Raw genomic sequence first — 11,971 nt, forward strand, 5'->3', positions numbered from 1 at the left:
GCGTTTCGGGGGATAACGATTCAGTAACTAGCGACCTGAGGCCTGATCTGGCGATGTAGAACGTTACCCGAACTCCCAGCCCCCAAAAGCCGAAAGCCCGCATTTACGCGGGCTTCCGGGGTATTTCTTACCACTTGATGCCGGTCTATGCCGGACGCGGGATCATTCCCACTCAATCGTCGCCGGCGGCTTGCTCGACACATCGTAGGTCACCCGCGAAATCCCTTCGATTTCGTTGATGATCCGGCCGCTGACAGTCTCCAGCAGCTCGTACGGCAGGTGCGCCCAGCGTGCGGTCATGAAGTCCACGGTCTCGACGGCGCGCAGGGCGACGACCCAGGCGTAGCGACGGCCGTCACCGACCACGCCCACCGATTTGACCGGCTGGAACACCACGAAAGCCTGGCTGGTCTTGTGGTACCAGTCGGCCTTGCGCAGTTCTTCGATGAAGATGTGGTCGGCACGACGCAGCAGGTCGGCGTATTCCTTCTTCACTTCACCGAGGATGCGCACGCCCAGGCCCGGACCCGGGAACGGGTGGCGGTAGACCATGTCGTACGGCAGGCCCAGTTCCAGGCCGATCTTGCGCACTTCGTCCTTGAACAGTTCGCGCAGCGGCTCGACCAACTTGAGGTTCATTTCCTCCGGCAGGCCACCGACGTTGTGGTGCGACTTGATCACGTGGGCCTTGCCGCTCTTGGCCCCAGCCGATTCGATGACGTCCGGGTAGATGGTGCCCTGGGCGAGGAACTGGATGTTCTCCAGCTTGCTGGCCTCGGCATCGAACACGTCGATGAAGGTGCGGCCAATGATCTTGCGTTTCTTCTCCGGGTCGGACTCGCCGGCCAGGTTGCCGAGGAACTGCGCTTCGGCGTCGGCACGGATGACCTTGACGCCCATGTTCTCCTTGAACATGGCCATGACCTGGTCACCTTCGTGCAGGCGCAGCAGGCCGTTGTCGACGAAGACGCAGGTCAGCTGGTCGCCGATGGCGCGGTGCAGCAGCGCGGCGACCACCGAGGAGTCGACGCCGCCGGACAGGCCCAGCAGGACGTTGGCCGAACCCACCTGCTCGCGAACCTGGGCGATGGCGTCCTCGACGATGTTCGAGGCGGTCCACAGGGCTTCGCAACCACAGATGTCGAGGATGAAGCGCGACAGGATGCGACCGCCCTGCTTGGTGTGGGTCACTTCCGGGTGGAACTGCACACCGTAGTAGCCGCGGGCATCGTCGAACATGCCGGCGATCGGGCAGCTCGGAGTGCTGGCCAGGACGTGGAAGTCCTGCGGCATGCGGGTGACCTTGTCACCGTGGCTCATCCATACGTCCAGGCCGAGCACGCCGTCGTCATCGACATGATCCTCGATGCCGTCCAGCAGGCGGCTCTTGCCGACCACGTCGACACGGGCGTAGCCGAACTCGCGCAGGTCCGAACCCTCGACCTTGCCGCCCATCTGCTCGGCCATGGTCTGCATGCCGTAGCAGATGCCCAGCACCGGCACGTTCAGGTCGAACACGGCCTGCGGCGCGCGCGGGCTGTTGGCTTCGTGGACCGACTCAGGACCGCCGGCGAGGATGATGCCGCGCGGGTTGAAAGCACGAATCGCTTCATCGTCCATGTCGAACGGATGCAGTTCGCAGTACACGCCGATTTCGCGCACGCGGCGGGCGATCAGCTGGGTGTACTGGGAACCGAAGTCGAGAATCAGGATGCGGTGAGCGTGAATGTCGAGGGCCATGACTCAATCTCGTCAGTGGTAATCGGAAACGACGCGGGGCTGTTCGATAACAGCCCCGCTGAACGGTGTTGCCAGGAGCATCAACCTACGCGGTAGTTTGGCGCTTCCTTGGTGATCTGTACGTCATGCACATGGGACTCGGCCATGCCAGCACCGGTGATGCGCACGAACTCGGGCTTGGTGCGCATCTCTTCGATGGTGGCGCTGCCGGTGTAGCCCATCGACGAACGCAGGCCGCCCATCAGCTGGTGGATGATCGCGGCCAGTGCGCCCTTGTAGGGGACGCGGCCTTCGATACCTTCCGGTACCAGTTTCTCGGCGCCGGCCGAGGAGTCCTGGAAGTAGCGGTCCGAGGAGCCTTGTGCCTGGGCCATTGCGCCCAGCGAACCCATGCCGCGGTAGGCCTTGTAGGAGCGCCCCTGGAACAGTTCGACTTCGCCCGGGGCTTCTTCGGTACCGGCGAACATCGAGCCCATCATCACGCACGAAGCGCCGGCGACGATGGCCTTGGACAGGTCACCGGAGAAGCGGATGCCACCGTCGGCGATCAGCGGAACGCCAGTACCTTCTAGGGCTTCGGCGACGTTGGCGATGGCGCTGATCTGCGGCACGCCGACGCCGGCAACGATACGGGTGGTGCAGATGGAGCCCGGGCCGATCCCGACCTTGACCGCATCGGCGCCGGCTTCGGCCAGGGCCTTGGCGGCAGCGCCGGTGGCGATGTTACCGCCGATCACCTGCACTTGCGGGAAGTTCTCCTTGACCCAGCGAACGCGGTCGATAACGCCCTTGGAGTGACCGTGGGCGGTGTCCACCACCACCACGTCGACGCCGGCGGCAACCAGGGCGGCAACGCGCTCGCCGGTGTCCTTGCCGGTACCGACCGCGGCACCGACGCGCAGGCGACCCTGGTCGTCCTTGCTCGCCAGCGGGTAGGCCTTGGCCTTCTCGATGTCCTTGACGGTCATCATGCCCTTCAGGTTGAAGTCGGCATCGACGATCAGGACCTTCTCCAGGCGGTGCTTGTGCAGCAGCTCGCGGACTTCGTTCTTGTCGGCGCCTTCGCGCACGGTGACCAGACGCTCTTTCGGCGTCATCACGTCGCGCACGGCAGCATCGAGGCGGGTTTCGAAACGCACGTCGCGGGAAGTGACGATGCCGACCAGGTCGCCGTTGTGCAGCACCGGTACGCCGGAGATGTTGTTCAGGCGGGTCAGCTCGAAGAGGTCACGCACGGTGGCCTCGGCATCGATGGTGATCGGGTCCTTGACCACGCCGGCCTCGAACTTCTTGACCTTGCGGACTTCGCCGGCCTGCTGCTCGATGGTCATGTTCTTGTGGATGATGCCGATGCCGCCTTCCTGCGCCATGGCAATGGCCAGGCGGGCTTCGGTCACGGTATCCATGGCGGCGGAGACCAACGGAATGTTCAGCTCGATGCCACGGGTCAAACGGGTCTTGAGGCTGACTTCGTTGGGCAGTACCTCGGAATAGCCAGGTACAAGGAGAATGTCGTCGAAGGTCAGGGCTTCTTGGCTGATACGCAGCATCGCGGGGGCTCCCGGGCGGGAAAAATGGAAGCGCGCCATTATACTCATGCGCGCCGTTTCGCTCAATGTAAAGATGGGCCTTCGGTCAGTTGCCCGACAGCGTTCCACGCACCACGGCTACCGGCTGGTCGAGCCAGTCGGCGAAGGCGTCGAGGAAGGCCGGTTTGAAACCGGCATCGGCCCACCCATTGAAGATGAAGCCCAGGTTGGAAAAGGCACACGGCTGGAGAAACAGAAAGCCGTTTATATCGTCTTCATGGCCGCATTCGGGACAGGTGAAGTTATCGGTCTGCGCTGGCATCCACTCTTCGAGGCTTTCGAACAGCGCCTCGCCGATCTCCCGGCGGCACTCGGGGCAGCCCGCTTCCTCAAGGAAATCCACCGACGGCGTATAGATGCAGCGCTTGGTGATGATCTCCAGGCCGTTGATCCGCTTGCCGAACGGCAACAGCTCGGGGCGCTCGACCACCTTGCACGCGCCCTCGGCGATGGCATGGGCCATGCGGTTGCCGGTGCCGCCGCAGGTGCTCAGGCCCTCCTCGACGATCTTCTCGCGCACCAGCCAGCGCAGGATGGCCCGGGCACGGGCTTCGTGCACGGGGATGGAGGACATTCGGGGAACGATGATGCTCTGGGTGATCATGACGGCGGTCGGGTCGGCTCAAAGTCACCAGTTTACCTGACTCAGCCAGCGCCCGATCAGCGCCACCCCACTGGCCAGCACCAGCCAGGTCACCAGGCGCACGAATGCCTCGCGCGACATGTTCAAGGTCAGGCGCCGCCCTACCCGCAACCCGAGCACCATCATCGGCAGCAGGCACGCCGCCAGCAGCAGCAACGGCAGGTCGGCATAGACCCCGGCGATCAGGAACAGGCTCAGGCGCACCACCGTGCTGCAACTGATCAGTGCGCTTTGGGTCGCCCGCACCTGCTCCGTCGAGTCCAGCCGGGCATTGAGGTACAGCGCATAAAGAAAGCCGCCACTGCCGAACAGCGCGCCGAACAGCCCGCCCACGGTTCCCGCCGGTACCGACCAGCCCGCCGCCAGGTTCGCCGGCCTGACCTTCACCGTCAGGCTGTACAGCGCGTAGGCGCTGATGAACAGGCCCATGAGCAGCATCAGCACATCGGCATGCAGGTTGAGCAGGAACACCACGCCCAGTGTGCAGCCCAGGGCCATGAACGGCAGCAGGCGCAGCAGCTCGCCCCTGTTCACCGCCTTGCGCGCCGGCAGCCAGTTGCCAAAGGCGGCGACGAAATCCAGCAGCACCAGCAGCGGGATGATCCGCGACAACGGCATGAAGTTGATCAGGATCGGGCCGGCCACCAGCGCAGTACCGAATCCGGCGATGCCGAAGACCACGTAGGCAGCCGCCACACCCAGCAGGATCGGCAGCCAGTCGAGCAGGGAGAACGGCAATTGGGCGAACAGGTCGGCGAGCATTGGGGCACTACCTTCGATTGGTTTTCAGCGCACCTTAACCAGTGCGGAGCCATGCCGACTAATATGCAATATCGCCATTAGCCATCTCGAAACGGCATAGCTCATGATCTCGACCCGCCAACTGCGTTACTTCGTGGAAATCGCCGAAAGCGGCAGCTTCAGCGCCGCCGCCGAACGCCTGTACATCGCCCAGTCGGCCCTGAGCCGGCAGATTCGCGAACTGGAGCAGCAACTGGATACCGCGTTGTTCGAACGGACCGCGCGACTGCCACGCCTGACCGCTGCCGGTACGGCGTTCCTGCCCAAGGCGCGCAACCTGCTGCAGGACCTGGACAAGGCCAGTGACCTGGCCCGCGCCGTCGGCCAGGGACGGCGCGGCAGCCTGCGCCTGAGTCATTCCAGCACGGTGCCATTGACCGGGGCCTTGTTGCAGCAGGTCAGCAGCTATTTGCATGACAACCCTGGCGTATCGATGGAGATAGCCCAGCTTTCCTCGGAGGGCCAGCTTGAAGAACTGGTCGACGGACGCCTGGACATCGGCCTGCTGCGCTTGCCTGTGCTACGCCAGCATGAAGGCCTGTGCGTCGAGCCCTTGTTCCAGGAACCGCTGTTGCTGGCGGTCGCCGATACCCATCCCTTGGCGCATCACGACAGCATCCGGCTGGCGGATCTGTCGGACCAGCCTTTCATTTCCATCCCGCATCGCCAGCGTGGCGGCCTGAGCTACCTGTCGGCGGAACTGTGCATGGCAGCCGGATTCTTTCCGCGGCCGGCGCGGGTGGTGTCGCGCAAGACCACTCAACTGCAATTGATCCAGGCCGGTTTCGGGGTGGCGCTGCTGCCTCGCTGCATGCAGGACATCGCCCCGGTTTCGCTGCGGTTCATCCCTTTGGTCGATCCCGGCTGCGTCAGTACAGTGGCCATGGCCTACCGTCGCGACGCCGGGCCGTTGGTCAGGCAGTTCCTCGGGCATATGCAGGCACAGCGTGCTTGACCCTGAAGTAACTACAGGGTCCAACCTTGGTGAAAACACGGAGGCTTTGCCATGCGCACGCAACAGGACTATCTACAACGCACTGAAATACTCGACTTCGACGCACCGGCGATCACGCGCCTCATCGACTCGCGCGGCTGGCGGCAATTGCCAGCGGAACAGGCGGCCCGTGCCGTCTACGAGTTCTGCCGCGACGAGATCCTGTTCGGTTACAACGCGGGTGCCGACAGCCTGCCCGCCTCGGCGATCCTTGCCGAGGGCCTGGGGCACTGCAACACCAAGTCCAACCTGCTGATGGCCCTGCTCCGCGCCCTCGGCATTGCCTGCCGGCTGCGGGCCTTCACCATCGACAAGCGCCTGCAGAAAGGCGCGATGACCGCGTTCGTGTACTTCATGGCGCCGCGGGAAATCCTCCACACCTGGGTCGAGGTCGAGCTGCACGGGCAATGGGTAGTGCTGGAAGGGGTGATTCTCGACCAGCAGTACCTGCGCGCGGTACAGGACAGGTTCAGCAACTGCCAGCACGCCTTCCTCGGCTATGCCGTGGCCACCCCGTCGCTGGCCGAACCGGCCGTGCAATGGACCGGCCGCGACACCTACATCCAGCGCGAGGGCATTGCCCGCGAGCTGGGGCTATACGCCTCGCCGGATGATTTCTACCGCGAGCACAAGACCAACCTGAACGGAGTGAAGGGCTGGCTGTACCACAACTTCTTCTACAAGCTGCTCAACGACAATGTGCGCAGGATTCGCGAAGGTGCACCGGGTAGCCAGGCCTGCAATCATCAATCAGGTTGAAAAATAACGACGTGTCCTCTGTGGGTTCATCGGAGCGCCGAACCGCCGCGATTGCAGTGGTGAACTCACCATAGCTATCGCGGGTAAACCCGCTCCCACAGGGGACGCGTCGTGCTCGCTGCGCTACAGCGTCATCCCGCCTCAAAACACCAGGCTCAATTCCACGAACGTCACGCTGTTCTTCTTCCTCACCCCGAAGTAACTCTGCCGGGCACCATGAAAGTGGTCCACCCCGGCCCCGAGCTTCACCGAATCAGTGAGCGAATAGCTGGCCCGTGGTCGCACTACGTAACTGCTGCCGGTCAGGTCGAGCACCGCCGACATTTCCAGCTTCAAGCGCTCGTTGAAGAACATGTCGGACACCCTGCTCGTCAGCCCCCAGTCACGCCGGCCGAATTCTGAGTTGAGGCGGTCGGTACCCTCCTCGACCAGGCGCAGGATGCCGCTGTCGGCAGGCTCGCGGTAGTCGCGCCAGACTCCGAACAACTGCAGGTTGAAGTTCGCCGAGTCGCCGAAGTTGCGGTCGGCACCGACCACGATCCGGCTGACCTTGCGCCGTTCGTCCCGGCACCCGGAGCACTCCAGGTGCAGCCGCTCGTGCGCGAACTCGCCACGTACCGTCCAGTCCCCCGTGGCCCAGGCAAAGTCCGCACCGATGGCGCGCTTGCGCTCGTAGGCGCTGATGAAGCGCGGCGCCGGTGCCAGCAGCGCCTGGTAACGCGGCGCGCGCTCGTAGCCATCGAACCAGGACAGCGACCAGTCGAGGCTGTCGCCGGCGTGGTCCAGCTTCAGCGCCGCTTCGAGGGCATCGGGCTCGTCGCGCTTGTCGAGGTTGGCCGGCAAGGTCCCGGTGGGCATGCGGTTGGCATCGAAGTCCGCCACCACTGCGGTCAGCGACAGGCTGTCGTCGAGGTCGTGACGCACCTGCAGGGCGTTGATGCCCATGCGCTGTTCGTCGTCCTCCGGCACCAGCAGGGTCAGATCGCGGGGCGACAGGTAATCGGTGGGGTTGATCCGGTCGGAACGACCCCAGGCGATGATCTGCCGCCCTACCCGCCAGCGCCAGGCATCGTTGCCGGTCTCGAGGTAGCCCTCGCGCAGGCGGCCGCTGTAGCCGTCTGCCCTGGCGCTGTCATCGACCCCGGCACGCCCGGCGAGCACCAGGCGCAACTGCTCGGCGAGGTCGAGGTTCCAGTTGACCAGGCAGGTACCCTTGGCGATATCCCCGCGGTCGTCCAGGTTGCGGCTGGACGACCAGTAGCCCGTACGGCATTCGCCGTACGGCAGTGCCTCGGCCACGGCGTCGAGAGCGGCACCGAGGCTGGCGAGCAACACAAGCAGATGGGCGCGCATGATTCACTCTTGCCGTTCGAGGTAGCCGTTGCTGAAGTAGTTGTCGCTCACCGCGACGTTGGCTTCGAAGCTGTCCATGCGCACGCTGGTGGAGTGGCCGGTCTGGTGATTGCTGACCGTGACCAGCATGGGCTGGTACTTCTGCCGCGCCGGATCGACCAGCTTCAGCTCAGTGCTCAGCACGGTTTTCTGCAGCGCCTGGCCGGCGTCGTACAGCTCCGATTTCAGCGCCACGAAGGAGTCGTTGGCGACCCAGCTGATGCGCTTGGAATAGCCACTGTTGCTGGCGATTTCCGCGGTTTTCGGCAGCGACTCGATCACCTGGGTGGGCACGCCGTCCAGGCTTTCCTCCCGCAGCAGACGGTGGGTCCAGTCCTGCGGCTTGTGGCCGATCAGGTCGCCGTAGGTCAGGTCGGTGCCGACGAAGCTGCGGCTGTTGTTGCTGCTGGCCAGGCGCCGGGCCTTCTTCAAGGTCGGCAGATAGACCCAGACATCATCCTGCGCGGCCTTTTCGATGATCAGCGTGGTGGTATTGCGCACATCCCCCGGCGACAGGAAGCGGATCACCCGGCGATTGTGCGTGCCGTCGTCCTGCAGGCGGGTCGCGGCGAAGGTCTTGCGCACCCGCTCCTGGCCGGAGGCATTGGTCAGGGTGAAGGTGGACTGCGACAGGGAGCTGTCCATGCGTGTCGCCTGGTAGCTGCGCGCCATGATCTGCTCGGCATCGGCGGCCTGGGCCGGGGCGGGCCGGAACAGGCCGAAGGCAACCACCAACAGCAAGGGCAGGACGGCTCCGGACACGGGCTTCTTCATGCTGTGGTCTCTGAGGAACGCGGGCGGGAAGGCCTTCATCAACGCCGGGATCAACACCAGGGCGCACAGCGCGCTGACGATCATCGACAGGACGATGAGGAAGCCGAACCAGATGTGGATATAGAAGTTGAAGGAGAGCATCAGCACCGAGTAGCCGCCGGCGATCGCCGTGGCCACGTAGACCACCGCCTTGCCGGCCGTGCGCATGGTTTCCTGCAGGGCCAGGTCGAAATCGCCGAGCCGGCGCAGTTCCTCGCGCATGCGATAGAGGATGTAGATCGCATAGTCGGCACCGATGCCGATGGCCATGGCCGAGGCCACCGAGTTAGGCGTATTGAGCGGAATGCCGGTGGCGCCCATCACGCCCAGGTTGACCAGCACGGTGACCGCCAGCGGGATCACCAGGTACAGGCCACCCACCAGCGAACGGAACACCAGGGCACCGGCGAGGAAGATCACCCCCATCATTTGCAGGATGTTCATGATCTTGCCGTGCACCAGGGTTTCGCTGAGGGCCGAGGACTGCGGCACGCTTCCGCCGATCTGCACCTTGACGCCAGGCGGCAGGCGCTCTTCCACGTAACCGCGGATCGCCTCCACCAGCCCGGCGGCGTAGGTGCTGCTGTCGTTGCGGGTCCAGACGATGAGGCTGGCATTGCGGTACTGGTAGTCGATGTAGGCGTCGAAATCGGTGGGGTCGCCCGACATCGAGTACAGCAGCAGGTATTGGGACACCATGTCCCGGGAGTCCGGCACCCGGTAGTAGCGCGGATCGCCTTCGTTCATCGATTGGCCCATCTGCTTGATGAAATCGACGATGGAAGTGGTCTTGCCCACATCCGGCAGGGTTTCGATGAAACGCTGGGTGTCTTCGATCAGGCGCAGGGTGCGCGGGTCCTTCAGGCTGTCGACCTGGTCGCCCTGGAACACCACATAGAGGGTGTTGGTACCGGCCAGCTTGCGATTGAGGAATTCGTCATCCTGGTACACCGCCAGGCCGCTGCCGAAATAGCTCTTGGTGGAGTTTTCCTTGTTGAGGAACTGCAGGCCGAGCAGCGATAGCAGCGCAGTGGCCATGAACACCGCGACGATCAGGCCGCGACGCTTGAGGATCAGCGAGGTCAGCCGGTCGGCAAGGCGATCCCAGACCCGTGGCCCCTTGGCCGCCTGCGGCTTGACCGCCGGCGCCGGCAGGTAACTGCGCAGGGCCGGGATGAAGGTCAGCTCGATGAACAGTGCACTGAGGATGCCCAGCCCGGTGAACAGGCCGAAGGTGCGGATGGTGGCGATCTCGAACGTCACCAGGGAGAAGAAGCCCAGCGCCGCCACTCCGCCGGCGGTCAGCATCACCGGGGCGACCCGGCTCAGCGATTGGACGATCGCACGGTCGTTGAGCTGCTGCGGCGAACCCGTGGCGCCGCCGTGGGTGAGGCGGTCGTATTCCTCGTAGTAGCGCTTGAGGATCTGTACCGCATGCCCGGCGGCGACCGCCAGGATCAGGATCGGCGTGGTCGCGTTGAAAGCGTCCATCGGCACCCCCACCGCGCCCATGATGCCCAGGCCCCAGATCACCGCGAGCACCGCGGTCAGCAGCGGCAGGACCAGGCCCTGCACGGTACGGAAGGCCTCCAGGTGGATCAGGCCGATGATCACCAGGGCGATGGGAAACAGGATGGCCATGCGCTGGGCGAAGCGTTCCACGGCCGCGAAGAACACCGGCGAGCCGCTGGCAGTGATCCGGATATCGCTGGCCTGGTGGGTGTCGATGACCTTCTGCACGCCGTCCATGATCTTGCGGAAGCCGCCCTGGTCGGCGTGGATGGCGAACGACAGCGACACCAGGCTGTCATCCTCCGCCACCAGCGTGCCGCGGTACACCGGATTGCCGGCGAGGCGCGCCTGCAGGCGTGCAATGGCGTCGGCGTCGATGGGGGTGTCCAGCAACGGATCGACGCGCATCTCGTCGGCACCGCCTTCGATCGACCTGGCCTTGGCCGCCGTGACGCTCATCAGGGTGTGTCCCTTGACCCCGGGCAGCACGGCGATTTCCTCCGACAGCTGCTGGAGAGTCCCGAGGATCCGTGGTGTCAGCGCGCTGCCGCCGCCTGCCGGACTGATGCCGATGACCACCACATGCTTGGAGCCGAACAGCGCTTCGGCCAGGTTGGTGCCGATCACGCTCGGGTGCGCCTGGGGCAGCATGGTGTTGGGATTGATGACGATCTGCAGGTTCCTGACCTGGGTGGCGAACAGCACGGTGGCCAAACTCAGGGCGACAAGGACCCACAACCTGGATCTGACGATCCAGGCAACCGTTTTTCCTATCATGATCAACTCATCCTTTAGATGAACTTCGATTAATTGCCCAGATATGCCCGGACATAGCCGACGACGCGGGCGGCATCGTTATTGGCGCCCACGACGAGTTCGGAGGCGCGGCAACTGAGCCACTTGCGTCCCATCAGGAAAAAGCCCGGCTGCGCGGTCTTTCCCAACTGCCCGATCTGCGCGCCGAAGGTGTCTGCACCGGGCAATGCCAGCCAACTGGTGTCTTCCCGATAACCGTTGCACCAGATCACCGCCTCGACCGCTTCGTGGCTCTGGTCCTGGAACTTCAGGCCAGCCGCATCGGCATCGATGGCGCGGCCTTTTAGCTGCACGCCCAACTTCGCCAGCTCCGCGTTATTGGCACTGGCCACCGGAATCGGGTCGCGCTTGCGGATGATCGCGGCCACCCGGCTGTCGTGACGGGCCGACAATATTCCTGCCTTGTCCAGCCACCAGAACACGTCCTTGCCCAGGACCCGGTTGGGCACCAGCTTGCGCTGGCGACCACAGGCCAGCAGCACTCGATGCTGCGCCGCCAGCTCGAAGGCAATCTGGCGTCCACTGGCGCCATCGCCGACCACGGCAATGCGCGACCCGGCGGGCATGCAGCCGGCATCGCGAAACTGTCCAGCCGTCAGTTGCACCACCTGCTCGCCCAGGGCCTGGGCAAAGCCCGGTATCACCGGCGCCTGGTTGGAGCCGGTGGCGTTGATCACACTGCGGCAGCGCAGCACGTCGCCGGAGTCCAGCATCGCCTCGAAGCCGTCGGCGACGGCGCCCAGACGCAGCACCCGGCTGGCGAACGACACGCGCACCCGCTTGGCAGCCGCGAACCCTTCCAGGTAGTCGGCGAACTCCAGGCCCGTCGGATAACCCTGCGGATCGCCAGGCATGTCCAGGTCCGCCAGGCGGCAGAACTGCCGCGAGGTGAACAGACGCAGGCCTGTCGGC

9 protein-coding genes are annotated in these 11,971 nt (G+C 64.5%); 2 read left to right on the forward strand and 7 right to left on the reverse strand.

Translation table 11 applies throughout. From position 1 onward, the window contains the following. Positions 1 to 162: 162 nt before the first annotated feature. From guaA to ACKLLE_RS23165, 4 genes are all read right to left on the reverse strand, one after another. Positions 163 to 1,740 carry a glutamine-hydrolyzing GMP synthase gene (guaA, locus tag ACKLLE_RS23150; RefSeq protein ID WP_064301686.1) on the reverse strand — a complete coding sequence of 526 codons (1,578 nt, stop codon included), beginning with the start codon at positions 1,738 to 1,740 and terminating at the stop codon, positions 163 to 165. A gap of 80 nt (positions 1,741 to 1,820) precedes the next feature. Beyond that, on the reverse strand, positions 1,821 to 3,290 hold the full coding sequence (guaB, locus tag ACKLLE_RS23155) for an IMP dehydrogenase (protein WP_009398329.1): 1,470 nt from the start codon (positions 3,288 to 3,290) through the stop codon (positions 1,821 to 1,823). 85 nt (positions 3,291 to 3,375) lie between these two features. Next, positions 3,376 to 3,933, reverse strand: coding sequence for a sugar ABC transporter ATPase (locus tag ACKLLE_RS23160; RefSeq protein ID WP_420059170.1), 558 nt, complete (start codon positions 3,931 to 3,933; stop codon positions 3,376 to 3,378). A gap of 24 nt (positions 3,934 to 3,957) precedes the next feature. Further along, positions 3,958 to 4,722, reverse strand: coding sequence for a sulfite exporter TauE/SafE family protein (locus tag ACKLLE_RS23165; RefSeq protein ID WP_420059174.1), 765 nt, complete (start codon positions 4,720 to 4,722; stop codon positions 3,958 to 3,960). 115 nt (positions 4,723 to 4,837) lie between these two features. Between ACKLLE_RS23165 and ACKLLE_RS23170 the strand changes: the two genes are divergently transcribed. Further along, entirely contained in the window at positions 4,838 to 5,728 is an 891-nt protein-coding gene (locus ACKLLE_RS23170) for a LysR family transcriptional regulator (RefSeq protein ID WP_064301684.1), read from the forward strand. 51 nt (positions 5,729 to 5,779) lie between these two features. After that, positions 5,780 to 6,526 (forward strand): transglutaminase-like domain-containing protein, encoded by a 747-nt coding sequence (locus ACKLLE_RS23175; protein WP_064301683.1) that lies wholly within the window; start codon positions 5,780 to 5,782, stop codon positions 6,524 to 6,526. Positions 6,527 to 6,667: 141 nt separating this feature from the next. Here ACKLLE_RS23175 and ACKLLE_RS23180 read toward each other — a convergent pair whose 3' ends face one another. The 3 genes from ACKLLE_RS23180 to ACKLLE_RS23190 form a co-directional block, all read right to left on the reverse strand. After that, on the reverse strand, positions 6,668 to 7,879 hold the full coding sequence (locus ACKLLE_RS23180; protein WP_420059171.1) for a DUF1302 family protein: 1,212 nt from the start codon (positions 7,877 to 7,879) through the stop codon (positions 6,668 to 6,670). A 3-nt stretch (positions 7,880 to 7,882) separates the two neighbouring features. Next, complete coding sequence (locus ACKLLE_RS23185; RefSeq protein WP_420059172.1) at positions 7,883 to 10,948, reverse strand: outer membrane lipoprotein-sorting protein; 3,066 nt, start codon at positions 10,946 to 10,948, stop codon at positions 7,883 to 7,885. 101 nt (positions 10,949 to 11,049) lie between these two features. Beyond that, positions 11,050 to 11,971: NAD(P)-binding domain-containing protein (locus tag ACKLLE_RS23190; protein WP_420059173.1), on the reverse strand; the 922-nt coding region annotated here is incomplete at its 5' end.

The organism is Pseudomonas bharatica, from assembly GCF_048586865.1.
GTDB lineage: Bacteria > Pseudomonadota > Gammaproteobacteria > Pseudomonadales > Pseudomonadaceae > Aquipseudomonas > Aquipseudomonas bharatica.